A 22373-nucleotide genomic window follows, 5' to 3' on the forward strand; every position below is an offset into this window, starting at 1 on the left:
CGGGGCACCGGGCCCCATAGCGTGCGAAGGAGAGAACCGACATGCAGGAAGGTTTGGACACCATGGCAGCGCACCCCGAAGGCACGCCCTGCTGGGCGGACGCGGCGTTCCCCGACATGGAGGGCGCGAAGCGCTTCTACGGCGAACTGTTCGGCTGGACCTTCGACGAGGGCTCGCCCGAGTTCGGCGGCTACACCCAGGCACTCTCCGGCGACAAGCCCGTCGCCGCCCTCGTCCCGCAGATGCCCGGCGCGGGCGGGCCGCCCGCCTGGAATCTCTACTTCGCCTCCTCCGACATCGCCGCCACCGCCGAGAAGATCCGCGACAACGGCGGCGCCCTGCTGATGGACCCGATGCCGGTCGGCGATTTCGGCACCATGGTCACGGCGGAGGAGCCCAGCGGCGTGTTCTTCAGCGTGTGGCAGCCGGGCAGCCACACGGGCTTCGAGCGGACCGGCGAACCCGGCGCCTACTGCTGGGCGGAGGTCACCACCAGGGACGTGGAGAAGGCCGACCACTTCTTCCCCGCCGTCTTCCCCTACGAGGCGAAGCGGATGCAGGACGAGTCGGTCGACTTCAGCCTGTGGCACGTCGGCGGCGAACCCGTCGTCGGCAGGCTGAAGATGACCGAGGACTTCCCGGCGGAGGTCCATCCGTACGTCAACGTGTACTTCGGCGTGGAGGACTGCGACGCGGCCGTGGCGACGATCACCGGGCTGGGCGGACAACTGCACTGGGGGCCGAGGGACAGCCCCTTCGGCCGGTTCGCGTCGGTCGCGGACCAGCAGGGCGCCGCGTTCTCCGTCATCGACATCTCCACGACCGCCGGCGAGATGCCTCAGTTCACCTGACCACCCGGGAGTTCACCTGGCCGCCCGCGGGTTCACCTCACCGCTGCGCGCTCCGGTGCCGTGGTGTCCGGGTGCGCGCCGGTCAGAGTCCCCGACCACAGCCGCCACCACCGGCGGGGGGCTGTGCCGTTCCCCCTGGTCGGGCGGAGTGTCGTCGACCCGCCGCACGCTGCCCTCCGACGCGCCTTCGGGCTCGCCGTCCCGACCGCCGTCGTCCGCGCCGTGCCCTGCCCCGGCACCCGGGCCGGGCTGCGCGGCGTCCGGGGCGTGGCTGCCCGGGACGTCCGACGCCGCGCCACCGCTGTGCCCGGCTTCCGGGCGCGGGCACACCTCGGGGACGCAGTCAGGGCCCACGGCGGGCGGCAGGTCGTTCACCTCTTCCGCGTACGGCGCGGTCCCCTCGGCGCCCGACTGCTGCTGCGGCCCCGTGTGCGCGATGTCGGTCTGCCAGACCTGGGCGGCCGATTCGTCACGGACCTTGACCACCACGGAGGTCCCCGCTTCCCCGGACGCCGGCACCATCGCCAGCCGGTCGTTCCAGCGCGGGATGACCTGGCCCTGGATGGTCAGGTCGTAGCGGACGTCGACGGCGTCGGGGGCCGTCCGGCGTGTGCAGGTGTCCACGACAACGATGCCATCGAGCCCACGGGAGTTCAGACAGAGTGCGGGCGCGGCGGAGCTGCGGAGCAGACCGTCGACCTCGTACACCCACTTCTGCGTGGGCACCGACGAGCAGGACGCCATCGTCGCCTCGGATCCGGCTTTGGGCTCGCGGTCGGCTACGTCGAGGCACAGGCCCGCCTCGACATTGCGCAGGCGGGTGTTGAGCGGCCCGGCCGGATGGTTCGCCGCGGTCGTCGACGGGTCGGGCGCCGGGGCCGACGGCACCGGCGTCCCCGCTCCGGAGGCGGGAGGGGCGGTACCGGTGACGGCGCCGCTGGGCACGGACGGACCGGCCTGGTGTCCGTCCCCTTCCCAGAGGGCCGACACGAGGGCGATGACGAGCAGTCCGGTCACGGCCGCGGTCACTCCGACGGCCAGCGCCCCCGGCGCGACCCCCACCGCCGCCATGCGCTTGCCCCGCAGGGCGATGCTGCGCAGGGTGCGGGGCCGTCCGCCCCGCGAGTGCCGGCCGGTCCCGCGCTGCGTCTCGGCCCCGTCGCCTCCGCCGCCCTGGCTGCGGGCCTTGCGCCGCCGCCCCGGCCGCGAGTCGAGGTACGCCTGGGCGGCGCCACCGAGCAGCGCCTCCGCGAGCAGCATGCCCAGACGACCGCCGGACTGCCGCAGCTGGTCGGCGGCGAACCGGCAGTAGGAGCACTCGGACAGATGCACCTGGATGTCCGGGATCAGCGCACCGCCGCGGCGCAGCGAGATGTCCAGAAGGCGGTTGTAGTGGCGGCATTCCCCGGTCGGCGCGTGTTCGCGGTGGACCCGCACACAGGACAGCCTGAACTGTTCGCGTGCCTGTGCGAGTTGGCCGGACGCGACACGAGGATCAATTCCCAGCAAACCGGCCGGTATGGATATGCCCTCCGCCTCGACCTCGGCATGCCAGAGCAGCACCTGCGCGGTCAGCGGCATTGCATGGAATGCGCGGGAGACCAACTGCCTATTCTCCTGAGGACCTTCTGGATTCACGAGTCCGGTCAGCACCGCGGCGACACGCTGGTCGACGGCCCACGCCTTGGATATATGACGGGCGGCCACCAGAAGGTGGGGCCGTACGGCACTCACCGATCCGTTGCGGGTCAGATTTTCCAGCAACTGCGTAAAAGCGGCCGTGGTGAGCATGGAGGCAGTTTTGTTCGAGACAGCACAAATCGAGGCATAGTCGAACACGGACTGCCAGTGCCGGGCGAGCAGCGTGGCCACCGGATGAACCTCCTGGACCCCGCCACCGGCATGCAGCGCGGCGGCAAGCTCCTCGTCGGAGACCCCTGGGGAACGGCTGGGCTGCGCGGGAGGGGTGGTTCCGGGCGTGCGGGGTTGCTGCATTGACGTCTTTCCATCCATGGCAATGCGGTGGGGGGTTGCTGTGTGTGGGTCGAAAGGAGTGCGCCGGTTGGTACATACCTTCGAGTGGGCGGCTTCGCGCTCTTTTGGAGCTGGCCGCCGGCAAGCAATTCGAACGGTTGAGCAAAGCAGTGCTGTTCGGAAGTGAGGTGGCTCACCCTTACACAACTGCCCTGTCAGTAACAAGAGTTCCGGGTCGGCGACCATTCACAACGAGCCGGTCAGGACATGTTCCGGGACATGGACACCGCTTTCTGGAACTCGAGTAAGTACAACAATGAAGAAGCATTGCGACGGCGGTGGTTGACGGCCGGGGCAATTGAGTCCCCCACGGCCGCCGGGAGTGGTCGGCCGCGATCCCCCGCAGGCCGGGGCCGGTCGGCCGTCGACCGGAGCCGGGCCGACGGCCGGTCGGCCGGCCGCTTGGGGCGGTCGGCCGGCCGGTCGGCCGCGTGGGGCGACCGGAAGCGGGAGGGCGGCCGATACCCTGCGAGAACCGACTCATGCCCATAAAAGGAGCATTCCGTGCCATCTCGTCTCAACCCGTACATCAGCTTCGCCGGCAACGCGCGGGAGGCCATGGAGTTCTACAAGAGCGTCCTCGGCGGCAACCTGAAACTGCACACCTTCGGCGAATTCGGCGGCGCCCAGCCCGGGCACGAAGACAAGATCATGCACGCCATGCTCGAGACCGACCGCGGATTCACGCTGATGGGCGCCGACACCCCTCCCGGCATGGAACACAAGCCGGGCAACAACTTCTCCGTGAGCCTGAGCGGCGACGACGACGCCGAACTGCGTGGCTACTGGGACAAACTCTCGACCGACGGCACGGTGCACGTCCCGCTGGAGAAGCAGATGTGGGGAGACACCTTCGGCATGTGCGAGGACCGGTTCGGTGTCACCTGGATGGTCAACATCGTCGAGAACAAGGGCTGACGGCCGCCGCGCAGGTAGTCCGGGGCGTCCCGCCGCACCGGCGGGACGCCCCGCGTGGTTCGCCGCGCTCGCCGAGCCCTGGGTCGGCCCGTCGAAGTCGACGGGCTGCCGGCGGTCACACGGCCTGCGGTACGGACGGCCCACCCACGTTCGCCGGCGGCGGGTTCGATGAGGATGGCCTGGCCGTCGCCGGTTCGGGTGCCAGGAGTTCCTGCGACGTTGTCGCAGGATCGAGGGGCGGCCTCCCTGAGACCGCCCCCGACCACTCCACAGCCCGCCGCACTCCAGCCTCCCAGCGAAACCCGCAGGTCAGACACTAAAGTCCTGCTGGAGTCCCAGAGGTCCGCGCCGGGCGTGCGTGGACCACCGTGTCAGTGCTCGGCCGTCGCGAGTACGGGCCAGTGGCTGTAGTTCCCCTGGCAGTACAGGAGCGGCTCACGGGCGTACTTCTCACCGCCACGGATTTCGGCGATGAGGAGCCAGTGGTCGCCCGCGTCCACGGTCTGCACGGTCCTGCACTCGGCGTACGCGTGCACGATGTCGGTGAGGATCGGTGCGCCGCCTGCGTGGACGGACGGCTCCCATTCCAGACCGGCGAACTTGTCCTGCCCCTTTCCCGCGAAAACCCGGGAGGCCTCTTCGCCGGACGACGCAAGGAAGTTGACGACGAAGGCGCCGGCCGACATGAGGGCCGGCAGCGTCTGGGACTGCTTGCCGACGCCGATGAGGAGCGTCGGCGGCGCGACGGACACGGAGCAGACGGCGTTGCAGGTGAACCCTCGGGGTTCGTGCCCCTCGTCCAGCGCCGTGATGACCGTGACCGCGGTCGGGAAGGATCCGAAGATCGCGCGGAACTGCTCAGTGCCTATGGGCATGTGAATGTCACCAGTATCTCTCGGGGTCGTCAGAGCAGCTCGTACTCGAGTTCGCGCAGGAACTTGTGGGCCCTGTCGATCTCCGCAGTGTCCCTGTGGACGAAGAAGACCGCCCCCGGCGAGGAGTTGAGGTCGACCGTCGGGCGGGTGATCGCGGCGTCGGCAAGCCGGAACCGTACGCTCTCGAAGGCCGGGAACCGCTCCAGTTGCGAGCGGATGGTCTCGATGGGCAGCGGCACCGCCCGCCGTGCGATCAGGTTGACGCAGCGCCCCGACTCCAGGAGCTCGTAGCGCGCCGGACGGCCTGCCAGCCGTACGCCGTCACCCGCGTAGCAGTCGAGTGCGAGGCTGACCTGGTTGGCACCGGTGCAGCGGTTGAGCGCCGCGGGGTTGGCGAGACCGGAGATCCGTGCCCCGGTCTCGAGCAGCACGGGTCCGCCCTCGGTCAGGATGAGCTCGCTGTGGCCGGGGCCGTCGGTGATGCCGAGCGCGTCGAGCGCGTCGGAGACGTACGGCAGGATCACGTCGAGCACCGGGTCCTCCGGGGCGATCAGGTCCTCGGCGTCGTAGATCTTGCGACTGCCCTGCCGAACCTCCTTCCGGCTGATCCAGGCGTCGGTGAACCAGTGCGTGCCGTCCCGGCTGACGGTGTTGACGATGTATTCGTCGCCGGTCAGGTACTCCTGGATGAGTACCACCTCGTTCACCCTGAGCATGAGGTTCGTCTTGCCCATGATGGCCTCGAAGGCCGCGACGACTTCTTCCTCGGTCTCGCAGGTGTAGACGTCGTCCGAGCCGGCGCTGTCGAGCGGCTTCACCACGACGCGGGTGACCCCTGCCGTGCGCCACCAGGCGAGGAGTTCGCCGAGGTCGCCTGAGCGGCACTGCCGGGACGTGCGCACCCCGGCTCCGGCCAGCGCCTCCATCATGAGGAATTTGTCGCGGCGCGCCGACGACAGCGCCGGGTCGTTGCCGCGCAGCCCCAGCGCGCGGGCGAGCTCGTCGGCGACTTCGACCCCGAACTCGCTCGCGGGGATGACGCCCACGGGCTGGTGCTCGGCAAGCCGGGCCAGCACCTCGGCCTCCCTGCCGGGGTAGCCGAGGTCCTCGGTGAAGAGGTCGCGCGGCAGGCTCGCGATGAAGGTGGCGGAGGCCGATGCGCGGGACCGCACGTGCAGGACGCGGTGGCTGCCGGCCGCTTCGCGCGCCAGCATGGCGCCCGTGGAGAACGCGTCCACCAGAACCAGGGTGGGCCGGTCCGTTCGGTCGTTCCGGTCAGTCATGACGGTTGAACCAATCCCCACTTGTACTCGTTGCTGTCGTAACACCGCACGACGTGGTTGAGCATGCCGTACAGCTGATCGGAGGCCAGCCGGTCGGAACCCGACTGCCGGGCCGTGCCGCGGAGTGGCAGCTTGCCGGTGCTGCCCCAGGTCAGTGCGCCCCGGTCGTCGATCACGCAGGTCGCGACGGCCAGGTTGTCGGGGTGCAGGCAGTAAGGGATGTCGAGCACTCCCAGCCGGAAGGCCTCGACCAGGGCGGAGCCGATGTTCTCGTCGAGGTTGAGCACCGCCTCGATGATCGCCCGCGCCTCGCCGAGGGTCTCCTCGTAGAACTCGGCCTCCAGGGCCGTGGGCTGCTCGGCGGGTCCGGCCGCGGCGGCCGAGGCCAGCCGCAGCGCGGAGACGTTCTCGGCGACGCTGGGGATCTGCCAGGCCTCGGACACCGTCTTCACGATCAGCCGCTCGGATCCGGAGTCCCGGGCCAGCCGGGCGCTCTCCTGGATCAGGGCGGTGGCGCCGCTCTCGGTCCGGGGGAAGAGCCCCATGTACGTATACAGCACCACGTGCCAGGTGACGTCGCCCAGATAGGCCCCCGCGAGCTCCCTCAACGCCCGCAGCGCGCCCCGGTCCTGTGCGGGATGGGTGCCCTGCGCGTAGCTCAGCGACATGTGACGCAGGCCGTGCGACCGGAAGAAGTACCCTTCCAGGACGGTCATCGCCACCAGCAGCGAGGGCGGGCACAGCTGACCGAGCAGGCAGCCGCCGAAGCTCTCGATGTGCCCGTGCTCCGTCTCGCCCGCCAGCAGGCGGCAGCTCTCGGACCAGGCCCGTACCGCGTCGGCCAGGGGAAGCCGACTGTAGGGGAGGCAGTAGGAGACGGGACCGCCTTCCGTCGCGTCCAGCCCTGCCTCCACCAGTCTGCGGAAGACGTGGATCGGCCGGGCCGTGCCGTGCCGCACCTGAACCGGGAACGCCGGGCCGTACAGGCCGTCGAGCATCTCCCGGGTGGTCACCGTCGGATGGGAGACGATCGGGTATCCGTTCAGCTCCTCGCCCGCGGCGAGCCTCTCCAGCGGAGTGACATGGTCACCGACCCGGGTATAGCTGTCGATGGTCAGGGTGCCGACCACCGGGAAGTCGAGCGACGCGACTTCCTGGAGGCCCGCTGCCATCGAGCTCACCTTGCCGAATCCCATGCGCGGCTGGACGACCAGGGTGCCCTGGGAGCGGCTCTCGGCCACGAACCGGTCGAAGTAACCGGTCACGTCACCGTCCTGAGATGAGCTCGAGGACCGGAGCGCCGGTGCTCGGGTCGACGGTGGCCACCGAGTGCTTGTGCGGGTCGCCCGCACGGACCCGCGAGATGATCGTCTCGGGGTTTCCGAAGTTCACCAGGAAGCTGCCGTAGAGCGTACGCAGGTGGCCGATGGTGAGTCCGGAGACCTCCTCCAGCCAGGTCACCGCATCGGTGTCTTCGGTCTCGGCGCGGAGCACGGCGTGCAGCCGGCCCGATTCGGTGGACATCGTGGGGTGGCAGCGGTCCAGGAAGGCCTGGAGCCGCTCGCCGCGGTCGGTGAAGGGCGAGTGCACCATTGCGACGAGGGCGTCCTCGGACAGGCCGAAGGCGTCGTGGGCGAAGTCGGCGGAGAGCTTGCGGCGGTACGCCATCTTCTCCGGCGAGTCGTAGCGGCTCAGCGCCAGCTCGATGAGGTTCTGCGGCATTTCCTTCTTGCGCATCAGCTCTTCGGCGAGCTCGAGGTACTCGGATATGCCGTCGTCGTACGTGCGGCCGTGGACGTACTGGGTACGCAGTCCGCGCAGGTGCGCCATCAGGGTGGGGTTGGCGCAGTCGGACTCGCTGAAGCTGAAGGCCAGGTCGTCGAACTGGAACCCCAGGAAGTCGACGATCAGGTCCCAGTGGTCGTGCACCCGGTAACTGACCAGGTCATAGATGGAGATGAACTCGGGCTGGAGCGAGCGGTCGCCGGTGGAGACCTGGCGGTCGGCGAGTTCGGCGTCGCTGTCGTCGCCGAACAGCTCTCGGAAGTAGGTGTCCCCGATGCCGCGCAGCGCGGTGAGGATGCCCTGGAAGCCCATGCTGCGGCATTCCGCGAGGTCCACGCCGCAGGCCTTGGCGAGGCGCATGATCCAGGCCGAGTAGAGGAGCTGCTCGCGCCGGGAGTCGCCGGTCATGACGGCGTCGACGCCGCCGTCGAACCAGGCCGCGCGGCCGTAGAAGTCTGCGACGGCGAGATTGCAGCTGTTGCAGAAGGTGGGCCGACCGTCGCCGGCGGCACGGTGACCGTTCATCAGCACGTCGACGCGGTTGATGGCGACCAGCCGGTCGGGGAGCGGCAGGTCGACGCGGAACGGCCGCACCAGCGTGTGGTCGATGGTCAACAGCTCGGCCCGCTCGTCGTCGAGGAGCCCGAGGGCCCGGTAGACCCGGTCGATGTTCTCCATGACCGCGAGCGGGACACCCGCGTGCCGCATGTTGGCGACGCGCATGGTGAAGGTTCGCTCGTAGTTCAGTGCCAGGTGCAGCTGGACGGCGCGTACGAAGGCGACGACGTACGTGCTGTCCTTGCCGCCCCCGTAGGCCACCATGACCTTGTAGTCGGGCAGTTTCTCGATGCCGCCGGCGGCATCGAGCAGCCGCTCCCCCGTGGCCTTGATCCCGTCGAGCTCGACTTCGCTCAGAAAGCCGGTGAGCTGGGCGTGGAGAGCGGTATCGCTCGCAGAGGTGGCGTTCCCCGTGGCGTGGTTCATAGCGTGCTGGCCTCGAATTCGAAGTTCTCGATGATGTGACGGATGTCCGCCTCGACCCGGTCCTGGTCGTCGTGGAGGAGGATGAAGCGGCCGCTGTGCAGGGCGTCGTACGAGCCGCCGGGCTGCAGTACCTCGCCTTCGGCGGGCAGCAGTTCGCGCCAGACGGTGGGCATGCGGTCCCCCATCGGGGTGGCCTTGACCACTCGTGCCGGCAGGTCGGCGGGCTTCGGCACGACCAGCCAGCCGCCGGAGGGGTCTTCCGCCTTCGCCGGGATCTCCACGTCCTGCCCGGTCAGGGAGCGCAGCCAGATCTCGAACAGGTTGACACCGAACATCTTGTTCAGCAGGTGGGGCACCTCGCTGCCGCCGACCCGGCCGCCGATCTCGAGGAACACCAGTTCGCCCTGCGGCGTCACGAAGACCTCGAGATGGAACGGGGTGGTGCGCATGCCGAGGGCAGCGACGCACTCCTGGGAGAACGCCTCGATGCGGTCGCGCAGCTCACTGCGCTGGATGACCACGGATCCGAGCGGGAGACCCGAACCGAACCCGAGGCAGTCGTTCACATAACGCGAGACCACCTGGAACCCGATCTCGGATTCCCCGTCCACGTAGCCGTCGATGTGGAAGATGACGCCGGTGACGAACTCCTCGATCTCGTAGCGGGAGAGATCGAGGGTCGGCAGCAGTGCGGCGAGGGACCGCTCGTCGTCGACCCGGTGCACTCCGATGCTCGCCGCGCCGTCGACCGGCTTCAGGATCACCGGGAATCCGGCTTCCCGGGCGAACTCGGTTGCCTGCTCAGCGCCCTCGCAGTTGTGGAAGCGCGGGACCCTGACGCCCTTGTCCGCGAGGATCTCCTTCATACGCACCTTGTCCCGGTACACCGCCACCTCGGAGGGGGTGGGGCCGGGGATGCCGAGGTCCTGTCGCACCCGCGCGGCGATCTCCAGGGTGAATTCGGACAGGGCGATCAGCTGGTCGACGGGCCCGACCTGTGCGGTGATCTCGGCGACCGCGCCGCGCAGCGCGTCGACGTCGTTGACGTCCTCGACGCGGATCACGGCGGCGATCTCCGACGGATCGGCGAGGACGCCGTCGGCGCCCGGGCCGTCGACGACGTAGCTGACCTGGTGCCGGCTGTGGTCGATGAACTCCTCGTAGCGCGTGAGCTCGTTGTCCCAGCGCACGCCGTCGGAGAATCGGGGCCAGCGGTTGACGATGACGATGTGCATTCAGTGCATCCCTGTCTTCACGAGTTCTGTGCTGTCCCACGGGGGGACGATTGCCGCCTGCGGCTGCCAGGCGGAGAAACCGGCTCGCCGGCCGAACCGGAGGAATTCCCGGAACCGGTCGATGGAGTCGTCGCCGGTGAACACCTCGGTGTAACCGAGTGACAGGAGGTCGCGGCGTACCCGGTCGTTGTCCGACTCGGCCGTGGTGAGCTTCCCGCCCACCACGCTGGGGACCTCCAGGCCCTGGCGCTGCATCTCCGTCAGAAGGACGCGTGCGCCGTGGTGCCCGTGACCGTTGACGCTGGAGACCACAAGCAGGTCCGGGTGGAAGGAGGCGATGCCGCTCAGTACCTCTGCGACCGGCGTGCAGCTGCCGAGGTTGAGCACGGTGGCGCCCTGCTCCTCCAGGACCTTCTGCAGGTAGACGAGATTCCAGATGTGGGAATCGGACTCGACGGTGCTCACGATGCACCGGAAGGGTGTGCTCACGCTTGGACTCCTACGGGATCTCCTGGCGGGGCGGCCAGTGACCGACGGAAGCTGCGCATGGTCAGGGGCAGGAGGACGGCGCCGAAGGCACTCAGCAGCACGGCGAGTACGGAGACGAGCCGCTGCGGGCCGAAGCCGCCGCCCAGGCTGCCGACCAGCAGCCCACCGATGGGATAGGACAGCAGGTTGAGCAGGTAGAAGGGCCCCATCACCTTGCCGAGGTGTTCCTTCGGGATGACCTTCACGCGCTGGGTGCGGTTGAAGACGTTGAAGTACGCGGTCCCGGTCAGCGCCGCCACGAACAGCACGGCGTAGAGCGGGAACGAGGCCGCGACCCCGACCAGCAGCAGTGCGCCGCAGAGCGTCACGAAGCCGACGACCCCGAGGACCTCCACGTCGAAGCGCTTCAGGAGGAGCGGGATGACCAGCAGGTTGAGCAGGCCGATCACACCGACGCACGTGTTGAGGAGTGCGAAGGACGATTCCGGCGCTTTGAAGACCCCTGTGACCAGGGCCGCGTTGGCGCTGAGCACGGTGGCGAAGGCCAGGTTGATGCCGAAGTTGAGGAACGCGAGGAGCAGCACCGGACGGTTGCCGACCAGGAGCTTCCAGCCCAGGGCCAGCTCCCCCAGGGTCTCCCGAGCACTGCCCGGTGAGGGCTGACGCTCGCCCCGGGGCAGCGGCAGCCAGCAGGCGGCGGCAACGGCGAACACGGCTGCGGCCACGACCAGCAGCCAGACCTTGCCCAGCAGGGCGGCCGCGAGCATCGCGAGCGCGGGCCCCAGCGCCATGGCCAGCAACTCCATGTTCTGCACCAGCGCCTGGGTCCGGGCGAGCTTCTCGCCTTCGGCCAGCTGGGGGACCATCTTCTCGACGGACATCCGGGTGGGCGCCATCAGTACCGAAAGCACTGCACCGCTCGTCATCAGGGCGGCAGTGGTCCAGCCCGGCTGTGTCAGGCACACGAGGGCGACCAAGCCGAGTACCGTCGCGCGCGCCCCGGAGACCAGCGAGAACAGACGGGCCCCTCCGTCCCGGTCGGCGATCAGACCGGCGAACGGGTAGGCGATGAGACCCGGCAGCCATTCGAGCGCGAACGCGAAGCCGAGGGCGGAGACCTCTTCCGTGTCCTGGAATATGAGCAGGGGAACCGCGAACATCACGACCTGCTCGGCCATCAGGCCGAGCAGGACCCCGCCGGCGAACAGGCCGTGGTGCAGCCGGGGCGCCTGGCTCACGCCGATGCGTCGTTTCGCTCGTGCTCGCGGATCAGCGGCAGCACCTTGGTGTAGAAGATCCGCATCTCGTCACGGGTCGGCCAGCCCGAGAAGATGAACTCGCTGACGCCGGCGGCCTTGTACTGGAAGAGGTACGAGGCGACCTCTTCATGGCTGCCCACGACACACAGTGCCGGACCGCCCCGGTAGGCGACGGCTCCGGACCAGAGCATCGGTGACAGCCAGTCCCCGCCGGCCTGGTCGGCCAGCCGGAACGAGGTCTTGACGGCCTCGGAGTCGGACTTGGAGACGAAGTCACTGACCCACTTGCGGTGCTCTTCGTCCGGATTCCGCATCATCTCCTCGAGAGCTGCCAGCGCTTCGGCGCGGGTCTCCCGGGCGAGGACGTGCATGCGGATTCCGACGCGACAGCCCTTGGAGAGCAGCGGCTCGGTCACCTTGGCGATGCCCTCGGGGGTGTCGCCGTAACGGAGCCAGCAGTCGGCGTAGTCGACGGCGGTCTGCTGCGCCACTCCCGAGGCACCGCTGATGTAGATGGCCGGCCGGCCACCGTTCTTGTACCCGAGACTGAGCTGCGCCTCTTCGATCCGGTAGTGATCGCCCTTGTAGGTGAGCGGCGTCTCACCTCGCCAGAAACGGTGGCAGATGTCCAGGAATTCATTCGACCTGGCATATCTGTCGTCGTGGGCGAGGAAATCCCCGTAGAAAGCCTGCTCGACCGGAGAAATTCCGGCCACCAGGTTCAGCGAAATACGCCCGTCGGACATCCAGGAAACCGTGTTGACGACCTGAGTGAAAAGGGTCGGAGAAAGCAGACCTGGGCGGTAGGCGAGAATGAACTTGACTCGCTCGGTCTCGCGCACCAATGCCCCGATCATGGGCAGCGGGTCAGGCATGTGGTAGCTGATTCCCATGAGGAGGGAATCGACACCGAGCGAGTCGGCCTCGCGCGCGAAGTCGACGATTCCGTCGAAGTCGAGCGCACCTGCCTGATATTTCTCACTGGCCTTCTGCTGCCCGCTGTCCAGGGGCGAGCACCAGTGCACCTTCAACTCGTCCACACCCACTCCTTGCAGGGAAGACTGGTCGCCGGAGATCATCCAAACACCTTCTAATGCATAACGAATCACCGTCCGGGGAAACCAGGGACGGCTACTTCAGGAGTACGGGAGAGGGGCAGTGATAGGACCCTGCCTACAAAACGCCGGAAAGCGGCTCGTGGCTACTGGACCGCAGGGAGCAAATCAGACATTCCCCCTTTTTCCACCCCCCGGCCCATTCGGATCTTGACACACTTCACTTTCCCACGTCAAGATCATTAGCCGCCAATGAGACCTGCGCCACCGCCTCGCACAGGGAATCGCGAGTTCCGCGATAGAAGCGGAATCTCCCCCTTCGCTTTTCGCGGATCGACGGACCTTTCCGGGCTGTGGCGAATGTCACTCCTGCGCTTCCAGCTGCGCGATCCGGCTACGATCGAGCCTGGCCTGAACGGGACGGGATTACCTGCTCGCCGCCATGGAGTTCCGGGAACGACCAGCCGGATAACACTCCACCACAGACCGTTGAACGTTTTATGGATTTGAAAGGCTTACGAGCTTGCCCCAGGAGACCAGCCGGGCTGCACTGCCTACCCCCCGCGCTCACCTGACCTCGGAGCGGACCCGCGCCACCCTGGCCGTCCAGAGCAAATTCCTCGGTGGGGCCCGCGAGTTCCTCACCAGCGAGGGCTTCCAGGAGCTGCTGCCGCCGACCATCGGTCCGGTCACCGACCCCGGTGCACGCGGTGCCAAGCAGGTGGACATCGACTACTACGGCCACCGCTACAAGCTGATGACCAGTGGCATCCTCTACAAGCAGGCGTCGCTGCTCAGCTTCGACAAGATCTTTCACGTGGCCCCGAACGTGCGTCTCGAACCGCTGGAAACGGCAGTGACGCACCGTCACCTGGTGGAGTTCCACCAGCTCGACGTCGAGATCGGCAACGGTTCGCGCGAGGACGCGCTGGACATCGCCGAGCGGCTGACGAAGCACGTCGTCGAGTACGTACTCGCTCACGCGCAGGCCGAGCTGGAGATACTGGGCAGGGACCCGGAGGCACTCAAGCAGGTGCTCTCCGCTCCCTTCGGGCGCATCTCCCACGCCGAGGCCGTGGCCGACCTCCAGGCCCGCGGACACGAGCAGGAGCCCAATTCGGAGATCGACTGGGAGGGCGAGGAGATCATCTCCAAGGCGGCCGCCCATCCCTTCTTCATCACGGACTACCCCAAGGGCTCGCGTGGCTTCTACGACAAGGAGAGCACCACCGAGCCCGGCGTCCTGCGCAACTTCGACCTCATCTACCCGGGCGGCTTCGGCGAGATGATGAGCGGCAGCGAGCGCGAGTCGGACTACCGCAACCTCGTCATGCGCATCCGCGAGACGGGTGAGAACCCGGCGAAGTACGAGTGGTACCTGACGCTCGCCCGCGAGGGCATCCCCTCCAGCGCCGGCTTCGGCCTCGGCGTGGAGCGCTTCACGCGCTTCCTGTGCGGCCTCGACGCCGCCTGGCAGGCGTCCGGCTACCCGAAGCTGCCGGGGGAGCCGCGCCCGTGACCAGTCTCGACTCGCCGGGATTCCCCCGGGAGCAGGTGGCCGCCCGCGCCAAGTCCGGGACGGCGCAGGCCTTCCCGGACGCCGCCGAGTACGGGGTCACCATGTTCGGCCAGTACGGCATGGGCGCCGCGGCCCCCGCAGACGCACTCGACCGGGCACGGCTCGTCCCGCCGGTCTTCGTGCCGCTGCGGCTCGAGAAACTGCTCGACCTCGGACGTGAGCCGGTCGTCGGCGACGTCGACCTCCGCACGCACATCGGCGGTTTCCGATCGGCCCTGCCCGTCTACGTCTCGGCGTTCGGCTCCACCCGGGTGGCCGGCGGCGACCTCGGCGAAGCCGTGGCACGGCAGGCGGGCCGGCTGGGCATACCCATGGTCATCGGCGAGAACATCGTCCCCGTCTCCGGATACGGCCGGATGGCGGAGGAGGCCTCCGGCTCCCTGCTGAGCAGGATCGCCGAGTACGCGGCCGCCCTGCCGGACGGACTCGGCGGTGTGGTCGTCCAGCAGAGCACCGAGGACGCCGACGCCGAGGTCTGGAACCTCGTCTACAGCGACCCTTCCGTGCAGCCCCTCTTCGAATCGGGGCGGATCGCCTTTGAGCTGAAGGTGGGCCAGGGAGCCAAGCCCGGACTCGGCGGCATGACTCTGGTCCCGCGCGAGCGGGCCGCAGAGCTCTCCGCTCAGTACGACGTCATGGACGTGTGCGGGGAGCAAGGCGACGCGGTGCTCCGGTGCAGCAGCCCGGGCACCTTCACCGACGAGATCCTGCGCCAGCAGATCCGGCTGATGCGCAACAACTACCCGCGCTGCAAGGTATGGGTGAAGCTGCCGCCGGCACGCGACGTGGACCGGGCGTCCGCCGTCGCCTGGGAGGCCGGGGCGGACGCGGTCACCGTCGACGGAGCCGAGGGCGGTACGGGCTGGGCTCCCCGGGTCTTCCTCGACGATGTCGGTCTGCCGCTCGCCGAATGCCTGGACCGGGTGGAACCCCAGGACAACTGCCTGCTGGTGACGGGCCGGATCTGGGAGGGCGCACGTGCGGTCAAGTGCCTCGCGCTCGGCGCCAGGGCCGTGGGCCTCGGGCGCGCCGCACTCGCCGCGGCGGACGCGGATCCCAAAGAGGGCCTGGTCAACTTCGTCGAGTGCCTCGCCCTGGAGATGCGTCTGCTGGTGAGCGCGCTCGGCAAGTACGCCGTGTCCGACCTGGACTCCGAGGACGTCTGGACCGACCGCGGCGCCCAACGGGAGAACTGAACCGATGGACGCGATCGAGATGACGGCCATCGGCGCGGCAGGTATAGCGGCCGGCACCATCAACGCCATGGTCGGCTCCGGGACCCTGATCACCTTTCCGACCCTGCTCGCCTTCGGATACCCGCCGGTCCTCGCCAATGTGTCCAACAACATCGGCCTGGTGCCGGGTGTGCTCAGCGCAGCGTACGGATACCGGCGCGAGCTCAAGGGCCAGCTGCGCCGACTGATCCGGTTCGGTGCCGCCTCCTTCATCGGCGGTCTGGCCGGCGCGCTGCTTCTCCTGACACTGCCCGACGACGCCTTCGACGCCGTGGTGCCGGTGCTCATCCTCGCCGCCTGCGTGCTGGTGATGCTGCAGCCCCGGCTGAACCGCTGGCTCAAGGCGCGCCAGGGTGAGACCGGGGCGACGGACGGCGGTGTCCCGATGTGGTGCGGCGTGCTCGGCGCCGGTGTGTACGGGGGGTACTTCGGTGCCGCCCAGGGCGTGCTGCTCATGGGGCTGTTCGGCAGCTTCCTGCGGGACGACCTGCAACGGCTCAACGCGGCGAAGAACGTGCTGGCGTCCATCGTCAACGGTGTGGCCGCGGTGGTCTTCATCGCGGTCGCCGATGTGGACTGGACGGTGGCGGCGGTGATCGCCGTCGGCTCCACCGTGGGCGGTCTGCTGGGCGCGAAGGTGGGGCGGAAGTTGCCGCCGAACGCGCTGCGCGGGGTCATCGTCGCCGTGGGTGTGACGGCAGCCGTGACGATGATCGTCCGCTGAGCGTCGTACAGCCGCGGCCGGGCACGAGAAACGGAGGGCGGTCCCCACTCGAGTGGGGACCGCCTTCCGCCGCTTCCGCCGTGGCGGGTGGTGGCGGGCGTGCGGTCAGGCCGCCGCCACGCTGCGGTCATCGGTCGGGAACAGACCCGGCAGCGGGTCATCGAGGCGGCCATCAGCCTGCTGACACGCGGGGGGCGTGAGGCGGTCACCACCCGCGCGGTCGCTGATGCGGCGGGCCTGCAGCCGCCGGCCATCTACCGGTTGTTCGGTGACAAGGACGGGCTGCTCGACGCGGTGGCCGAGCACGGCTTCGCCGCCTTTCTCGCCACCAAGCACGTCGATCCCGAGCCGCGGGACCTCATCGAGGACCTGAGAGCCGGCTGGGACGTCGCGGTCGAGTTCGGTCTGGCCAATCCCGCGCTGTACACGCTGATGTACAGCGAACCCACGAGGGCCACCTCGGCCGCCTTCAGGGCCGGCATGGAGATCCTGATGGGCCGTGTCCGGCGCCTCGCCGCCGGCGGATGGCTCCGCGTCGACGAGGAACTCGCGGCCCAGATCATCCACGCCACGGCCCGCGGTGCGGTGCTCACCTGGCTGTCCCTGCCCGAGAACCGGCGCAACCCGGCCCTGTTGACCACGCTGCGGGAATCCATGATCGTCGCGGTCACCAACCAACAGCCGGCCGTGCAGGACGCCGGTCCGGCAGGCGCCGCCCGCGCGTTGCACGCCGCACTGCCCGAACAGACGACCCTCAGCAGCGCGGAGCAGCACCTGCTGAGGGAGTGGCTGAAACGCCTTGCCGCCGACGGTTGAGGTGCTGGCGGCTCGTGCGTCGTCGCCGGGTGAGGCTCCCCTCCCCCTATGGAGAACGTGGCAGGAGGGATAGTTGGGGGTCATGGCATCGCATTGCTGGTAAGCCCTCCGCGCGGGCGGCCCAGGCCCTCACCTCCCGCACCGCCTCCGCCAGGCGGGCGAGAAGGCCCTGCCATGGCGTCTCGCCCTGGTGCTCCGCCTCTTCGGCCCTTTGAGGCGGGTGCCGACGGCGGATCGGTACGGGCGCCGACTGCGTGCTGATGCGCGCGGACGATGGTGGGAGTCCACTGAGATGTCCCAGTCGATCTTCCCTGCCGCGTCGGCCGCGGCCTGGACCTACTGGAGTAGACGCTCCCAGGTTCCATCAGCGGACCACGATCGGTGGCGTTCGTCGTCGGCGCGGCGGGAGCGCCCGTGACGTTTTTGCTGGTCAGATGGGGGTTGTCGTCTCTCCATGCCTCCGTCTTTGTCGGTCTGTTCCTATCTTTGCGTCCCAACTGCCTCCCGAACTCGCCCCGGAGCGCCATGGACACCGGACTTTGGGCGATAGCGCCAACTCGGAGGAGGGCTTCGAACCCGCTTTCAGCGGATTTCTTTCCTCCGCCTCTCTGGGTCGGGAGGGAGCCGCTCCCATACGCACCGATGGAGATCATGGTGACCGCGCGGGCCGGACACGAGTCGGCGTGATGGCGCCCTACCGGCCTGCCGCAGACCGCCTGGCCGCCCCGGCCGGCCCCCGGGACGGCCGCGGCGTTCGCCCGATAGCCAACTGGACGTCATGATGTGACGTCCACCAGTACCTTGCCGACCGCGCCGCTCTCCACCGCTCGGTGCGCGTCGGCGGTACGGTCGAGGGGAAAGCGGATCAGCGGCAGGCCGTGCTCCTCGCCTACCGGCAGGGCGCCGCCGCGGACGGCGGCGGCGATGTCCTGGGCGGCCGCGGCGCGTGCCTCTGGACCGGCCGTGAACAGCACGAGGAACTGAAAGCGCGTGTTCAGCACCATGTTCTGCAGCACGTCCAGTTCGACCGGCTTGCCACCGACGTTGGCGTAGGTCGCGATCGTGCCGCGCGGCCGCAGCACGTCCAAGTCCAGTGCGAGGTTGGCGCCGAGCGCCACCTCGGCGACGATGTCGACGCCGTCCGGGACGATCTTGCGAATCTCGGCGCCCGGGTCGCCCTCGCGATAGTTGATCACGTGGTGGGCCCCGGCGGCGGTGGCCAGCCGTGCTTTCTCCGGGCCGCTGATCGTGCTGATCACGGTGGCCCCGGCCCATCGGGCGAGCTGGATCACCGCGTGCCCTACCGCCCCGGCCCCGCCTGCGGCGAGCACCACCCTGCCGTCAAGTGCCCCGGGCTGCAGACGGCGCGGCCCGCCCTCGGCGACGGTGAGCGCGCGGTGCGCGGTGAGCGCGGGGACGCCGAGTGAGGCGCCGACGTCGAACCCGGCCTGGTCGGGCAGCGGCACGGCCCGATCGGCGGGCACGACGGTGAACTCGGCTGCGGTGCCGGTGGGCCGCCCGGCGGCGGCCATGAACAGCCAGACCCGCTGACCGACCCGGCTCTGATCGATCCCCTCACCGACGGCGTCGATCGTGCCGGCGCCGTCGAGGTGCGGGGTGACCTCGGAGAAGTGCTTAGAGTGGCCGATGCCTGAGCGGGCCTGCCAGTCGGTCGGGTTGACCCCGGACACGGCGACCCGGACGCGAACCTCGCCGGGGCCGGGGGCGGGCAGGTCACGGTCGACGAGCTGAAGAACGTCGGGGGCGCCGTTGTCGCGGTAGATGATGGCCTTCATGATCCGTCCTTAGGGGTCCTTGCAGGTGTGGTCGGCCCGGGTCGTGTGGATTCCGGTCAGCCGATGGGGACCTCGCTGGAGCGGGACTCGATGGCATCGAGGGTGGCGAGGGTCGCGGCGTCCAAGGTGATCGCGCTGACCGCCATGTTGGCCTCCAGGTGGGCGGCGTCGGCGGTGCCCGGAATGAGCAGCACGTTCGGGGCACGGTGCAGCAGCCAGGCGAGGCCGACCTGGGAGGGCGTGACGCCCAGGGACATGGCCACGGCGTGCACGGCCGACTCGTCGGCCGCTTTGGGCAGGCCCGGGAAGGCCCCGCCGAGCGGGAAGAACGGCACCCAGGCAATGCCCTCGGCCTCGCACAGCTGCAGCATGTCCTCGTCGTCGCGGGAGACGAGACTGTACGCGTTCTGCACGCAGACGATGTCGGCCGACAGAGCGCGGCGCAGGCCATCGAGGGTGACGCTGCTCAGGCCGATCGCGCCGATCTTGCCCTCGTCGCGCAGGGCGGTCATCACCGCGAGCTGGTCGTCGAGGTCGACGACCTGGTCGCCCTCGGGACGCAGCCCGGGGCCGGTGTCCAGGCGGCGGAGGTTGACGACCGCGAGCCGGTCGACGCGCAGGCTGCGCAGGTTGTCCTCGACACTGGCGCGCAGTTGCTCGGGCCGCTGTGCCAGACGCAGCGGCAGGTGCCCGCCGGGGTCGGGGTCAGCGCCGACCTTCGTGACGACCAGGACGTCGTCCTCTGGGCGCAGTGCCTCGCGGATCACGTCGTTGGCGAACCCGAAGCCGTAGAACTCGGCGGTGTCCACGTGGTCGACGCCCAGCTCGACCGCGCGGCGCAACAGCGCGACGGCATCGCCGCGGCGGTCGTGCAGGCGCTCGAGCTGCAAGGCGCCGTAGCCGATCCGGAAAACGGTGCGGGCGGCTAACGAAGCGGTTGCGGTGGTCATGACGCTCTCTCCTCGGTCGGTGATCGCAAGGCGGTGTACAGCAGTTCGGCCTGGTAGAGCGCCATGACCCGGTGGGCGATCGCAGTGGCGCGCTCCCGGGCCTCGGCCGGTTCGTGGTGCTCGACCTTGACCAGCCACGCCATGACGCAGTCGTGCAGCATCGCGCGCATCCGGTCAGTCATGTCGACGACGATGTCGCGGATGGCCGGTTCGGTGGTCGCCTCGCCCCAGGTCTGCACGCCGACCCGGGCCTCGGCCGGGTCGATCGCGGCGATCAGACGGGAGAGCAGTTCGTCAGGGCCGGGCGGGGCGTCGCCCGCGGCGTACTCGCCGAGGACCTCGGCGCGTCTGGCAAGCACCTCTCGGGCGGCGACCCGAACCAGGTCGGCCTTGTTGCGGTAATGCGCATAGATCGAGCCGGCCGAGAGGCCGGACTCGGCGGTGATGTCGGCGATCGAGGTCCGCTCCAGGCCGTTGCGGCCGAAGCACCGTACGGCGGCCTCGGCAATCTGGGTACGCCGGAGTTCCTTGCGCGCGTCGGTGAGTCGCGGCACCACACCCCCACAAAAAGAATACGGGTTCTGCTTGCAGGACCCACGCTAACAGAATGACTGTTCCTTTTGTGGTGGGTGAGTCCCGTACGAACAGGCCCGGTCGTGACAGCCTGGGCTGTTCGCGATGGGTTCGTCAGACGGAAGCCAGCGAGTCGGTGCGCGTGGGCTCGGCTGTCGCGCTCTCCGGATCCCGTTCCGCGGCGGCGGCGATCCGCTCCGCCGAAGACGGTCGAACCAGGAGTCATAGGTGGGGACTCCGAGCCGGACCGCTACTCGCGGTATGGCCCGCGGCTACCCGTCCTCGCCGTCGCCCATCTCGTCGTCACTGTGCGGGTCGCACAGCTGCCGCAGGCGAGCGCCGGCGGCCGTGACCGCGTACCGGGAGGCGGCGAGGAGCCCGTCGGCGGCCAGGAAGCCGTCGGCGGCCAGCCGCTTGACGGCCGCGTCGATGCCGAAGCATTGAGGCACCACGGCGTTGAGCGCCAGACCGAACCCACCGGGCGGCGCTTCGCCCGCGCCAGAACCAGGCCCTCGGCGTCCAGGCGAAGAACTGCTCCAGCTCGCTGGGTGGCCACGCCGTCCGCGAGACCGGATCCGCCGGCAGATACACCGGACGCAGTTCCCGCACCCGCCGTTTCAGCACCGACAACGACCGTTCCCACCCGATCCGCTCGGCGATCACCGTCGCGGGCGTCCGCGGGTACTGAGCCAGCAGTTCGCGGATCGCCGGCTCCACCGCGTCCACGATCGAGCCCCTCGGCGCCCGCCGGTACTTCGGCGGATCGTCGCTGGCCACAGCCCGCCGCACGGTGTTCCGGGCGATCCCCAGATGCCGCGCGATGGTGGCGGCGGCCCGAGGTGTCCGTGCTCCGGGACCACTCCTCTACCGGTCCAGGCAGCCGAAGGTGATCAGGGGGCCAAGCTCGACGGCGGGCTGACCGCCTCCCACGATTCGCCCAGCGGTCGGTCCGAAGGGCACAATGCCAGTCAACCGATCGGTAGCCAGGGGGAGTTGACGTGGCAACGCGGCAGGTCTCGTACGTACTTGACGACGAGACCGTTGTGCAATTCGAGACCGAGGAGACGGACACCTTCCGACCGGTGGGGGCGGAGGAAGTAGTGGGCAGGGTCCGCGAAGCCGTGCGGCCGGCCGTGGAGGCCGCACGCGCTGTCCTGGACCGAGTGCGGGAGGTGCGCCCCGCCCAGGTGGAGGTCAAGTTCGGTGTGAAGGCGACCGGCACGGCGCAGTGGTTGGTGGCGAGACATGGCTCTGGGACGCCGCCACTGGGCAGCGTGTCCACGACCCTGAGGAGCCCGGCCTGCGCCATACCAGCGCGATCAACGCCCTCTGTACCGTCGAACACGCTGGTCGTACGCTCCTGGTCACTGCGAGCAGCGACAGGACGGTGTGCCTGTGGGACCCTGCCACCGCAACGCGGGTCATGGAGGTGCCAGTTCGCCATGTCGGCCTTGGGGTGGCATGGCACAAGGGGCTCCTTGCCGTAGGACTCGACCGAGGCCTACAGGTCCTCTCCTTCAACCTGCCGTCCTGAGCTTGGGAGGCTTCCGCTCGCTCGGTTGAGTCCTCTGGCCTACGCAGGACACCACGCGAGGCGGCGACAGCGATCCACGGAATCGTCACACCCGCCGTTGGGCGGTGGCACCGTGCGTTGCAGGGGTGTGGAGCGTGAAGAAGGTGGCGCGGTCGTAGGTGGCGATCGTCTTCACGCCTGCGGCGTTGTTGCCGTGTGCGACTTCGGTAACGAGGAACGTCCCCACCTCACGCATCCCCGCGTACGGCGCCAACTCCTCTGTGGTGAGTTTCCTTGCTCGACGAAACCGCCCAGGAAAGGAAGTAGTGGATCGTCGCGGCAGTCGCCAGCGTCGGATCCACGAGAGTGATCCACTCATGCATGCAGGCGAGCAGCGCAGTCGGCTGGGACGCTTGTAA

Annotated in this window: 21 protein-coding genes and 2 pseudogenes; 7 read left to right on the forward strand and 16 right to left on the reverse strand. The window is 69.0% G+C overall.

Features of this window, described 5'->3' with window-relative positions; all coding sequences use genetic code 11:
- Positions 1 to 62 precede the first annotated feature (62 nt).
- Positions 63 to 851, forward strand: a complete 789-nt coding sequence (locus tag ACZ4SA_RS07630; RefSeq protein WP_468271228.1) for a VOC family protein — start codon at positions 63 to 65, stop codon at positions 849 to 851.
- A gap of 12 nt (positions 852 to 863) precedes the next feature.
- Here ACZ4SA_RS07630 and ACZ4SA_RS07635 read toward each other — a convergent pair whose 3' ends face one another.
- The gene (locus tag ACZ4SA_RS07635; protein WP_468270904.1) at positions 864 to 2846 is read right to left on the reverse strand and encodes an RICIN domain-containing protein; all 1983 of its coding nucleotides are present in this window, start codon (positions 2844 to 2846) and stop codon (positions 864 to 866) included.
- Positions 2847 to 3389: 543 nt separating this feature from the next.
- On the opposite strand from ACZ4SA_RS07635, the gene ACZ4SA_RS07640 reads away from it, so the two are divergent.
- The gene (locus ACZ4SA_RS07640; RefSeq protein ID WP_468270906.1) at positions 3390 to 3803 is read left to right on the forward strand and encodes a VOC family protein; all 414 of its coding nucleotides are present in this window, start codon (positions 3390 to 3392) and stop codon (positions 3801 to 3803) included.
- A gap of 371 nt (positions 3804 to 4174) precedes the next feature.
- On the opposite strand, the gene ACZ4SA_RS07645 is transcribed toward ACZ4SA_RS07640, so the two are convergent.
- Genes ACZ4SA_RS07645 through ACZ4SA_RS07680 form a run of 8 tightly spaced genes read right to left on the reverse strand, consistent with a single transcriptional unit; the run spans position 4175 to position 12822 of the window.
- A complete protein-coding gene (locus ACZ4SA_RS07645) occupies positions 4175 to 4678 on the reverse strand; it encodes a flavin reductase family protein (protein ID WP_468270908.1) in 504 nt (167 codons plus the stop codon).
- Between the two features lie 29 nt (positions 4679 to 4707).
- Entirely contained in the window at positions 4708 to 5961 is a 1254-nt protein-coding gene (locus ACZ4SA_RS07650) for an ATP-grasp domain-containing protein (RefSeq protein WP_468270910.1), read from the reverse strand.
- Positions 5958 to 7226, reverse strand: a complete 1269-nt coding sequence (locus tag ACZ4SA_RS07655) for a methylaspartate mutase (protein ID WP_468270912.1) — start codon at positions 7224 to 7226, stop codon at positions 5958 to 5960. Before ACZ4SA_RS07655 ends, ACZ4SA_RS07650 begins: the two co-directional genes overlap by 4 nt.
- Before the next feature lies 1 nt (position 7227).
- A complete protein-coding gene (locus tag ACZ4SA_RS07660) occupies positions 7228 to 8730 on the reverse strand; it encodes a PqqD family protein (RefSeq protein ID WP_468270914.1) in 1503 nt (500 codons plus the stop codon).
- Complete coding sequence (locus ACZ4SA_RS07665; protein WP_468270916.1) at positions 8727 to 9965, reverse strand: ATP-grasp domain-containing protein; 1239 nt, start codon at positions 9963 to 9965, stop codon at positions 8727 to 8729. Before ACZ4SA_RS07665 ends, ACZ4SA_RS07660 begins: the two co-directional genes overlap by 4 nt.
- A complete protein-coding gene (locus ACZ4SA_RS07670) occupies positions 9966 to 10454 on the reverse strand; it encodes a cobalamin B12-binding domain-containing protein (RefSeq protein WP_468270918.1) in 489 nt (162 codons plus the stop codon).
- Positions 10451 to 11692, reverse strand: a complete 1242-nt coding sequence (locus ACZ4SA_RS07675; RefSeq protein WP_468270920.1) for an MFS transporter — start codon at positions 11690 to 11692, stop codon at positions 10451 to 10453. The genes ACZ4SA_RS07670 and ACZ4SA_RS07675 overlap by 4 nt, the downstream gene beginning before the upstream one ends.
- Positions 11689 to 12822, reverse strand: a complete 1134-nt coding sequence (locus ACZ4SA_RS07680) for an LLM class flavin-dependent oxidoreductase (RefSeq protein WP_468270922.1) — start codon at positions 12820 to 12822, stop codon at positions 11689 to 11691. The genes ACZ4SA_RS07675 and ACZ4SA_RS07680 overlap by 4 nt, the downstream gene beginning before the upstream one ends.
- 469 nt (positions 12823 to 13291) lie before the next feature.
- Between ACZ4SA_RS07680 and ACZ4SA_RS07685 the strand changes: the two genes are divergently transcribed.
- The 4 genes from ACZ4SA_RS07685 to ACZ4SA_RS07700 all read left to right on the forward strand — a co-directional run bounded on the left by ACZ4SA_RS07685 (position 13292) and on the right by ACZ4SA_RS07700 (position 17122).
- Positions 13292 to 14287 (forward strand): asparagine synthetase A, encoded by a 996-nt coding sequence (locus ACZ4SA_RS07685; RefSeq protein WP_468270924.1) that lies wholly within the window; start codon positions 13292 to 13294, stop codon positions 14285 to 14287.
- Positions 14284 to 15543 (forward strand): glutamate synthase-related protein, encoded by a 1260-nt coding sequence (locus tag ACZ4SA_RS07690; RefSeq protein WP_468270926.1) that lies wholly within the window; start codon positions 14284 to 14286, stop codon positions 15541 to 15543. The genes ACZ4SA_RS07685 and ACZ4SA_RS07690 overlap by 4 nt, the downstream gene beginning before the upstream one ends.
- Positions 15544 to 15547: 4 nt before the next feature.
- A complete protein-coding gene (locus tag ACZ4SA_RS07695; RefSeq protein ID WP_468270928.1) occupies positions 15548 to 16306 on the forward strand; it encodes a sulfite exporter TauE/SafE family protein in 759 nt (252 codons plus the stop codon).
- 99 nt (positions 16307 to 16405) lie between these two features.
- Positions 16406 to 17122 (forward strand): TetR/AcrR family transcriptional regulator, encoded by a 717-nt coding sequence (locus tag ACZ4SA_RS07700; protein ID WP_468270930.1) that lies wholly within the window; start codon positions 16406 to 16408, stop codon positions 17120 to 17122.
- A 241-nt stretch (positions 17123 to 17363) separates the two neighbouring features.
- On the opposite strand, the pseudogene ACZ4SA_RS07705 reads toward ACZ4SA_RS07700, so the two are convergent.
- From ACZ4SA_RS07705 to ACZ4SA_RS07730, 6 genes and pseudogenes are all read right to left on the reverse strand, one after another.
- Positions 17364 to 17512 (reverse strand): annotated as a pseudogene (locus tag ACZ4SA_RS07705) (IS5/IS1182 family transposase); the annotation flags it as partial.
- Between the two features lie 386 nt (positions 17513 to 17898).
- Positions 17899 to 18918 carry an NADPH:quinone reductase gene (locus tag ACZ4SA_RS07710; protein WP_468270932.1) on the reverse strand — a complete coding sequence of 340 codons (1020 nt, stop codon included), beginning with the start codon at positions 18916 to 18918 and terminating at the stop codon, positions 17899 to 17901.
- A gap of 56 nt (positions 18919 to 18974) precedes the next feature.
- Positions 18975 to 19868 carry an aldo/keto reductase gene (locus tag ACZ4SA_RS07715; RefSeq protein WP_468270934.1) on the reverse strand — a complete coding sequence of 298 codons (894 nt, stop codon included), beginning with the start codon at positions 19866 to 19868 and terminating at the stop codon, positions 18975 to 18977.
- Positions 19865 to 20422, reverse strand: a complete 558-nt coding sequence (locus ACZ4SA_RS07720; protein ID WP_468270936.1) for a TetR/AcrR family transcriptional regulator — start codon at positions 20420 to 20422, stop codon at positions 19865 to 19867. The genes ACZ4SA_RS07715 and ACZ4SA_RS07720 overlap by 4 nt, the downstream gene beginning before the upstream one ends.
- Before the next feature lie 291 nt (positions 20423 to 20713).
- Entirely contained in the window at positions 20714 to 20893 is a 180-nt protein-coding gene (locus tag ACZ4SA_RS07725) for a hypothetical protein (protein ID WP_468270938.1), read from the reverse strand.
- Between the two features lie 61 nt (positions 20894 to 20954).
- Positions 20955 to 21263: pseudogene (locus ACZ4SA_RS07730) on the reverse strand (IS21 family transposase); the annotation flags it as partial.
- A gap of 221 nt (positions 21264 to 21484) precedes the next feature.
- Here ACZ4SA_RS07730 and ACZ4SA_RS07735 point away from each other — a divergent pair.
- A complete protein-coding gene (locus ACZ4SA_RS07735) occupies positions 21485 to 21928 on the forward strand; it encodes a CU044_2847 family protein (protein ID WP_468271230.1) in 444 nt (147 codons plus the stop codon).
- Positions 21929 to 22060: 132 nt separating this feature from the next.
- Here ACZ4SA_RS07735 and ACZ4SA_RS07740 read toward each other — a convergent pair whose 3' ends face one another.
- Positions 22061 to 22201, reverse strand: a complete 141-nt coding sequence (locus tag ACZ4SA_RS07740) for a hypothetical protein (protein ID WP_468270940.1) — start codon at positions 22199 to 22201, stop codon at positions 22061 to 22063.
- Positions 22202 to 22373 lie beyond the last annotated feature (172 nt).

The sequence above is a fragment of the Streptomyces sp. NPDC027962 genome, assembly GCF_055566095.1.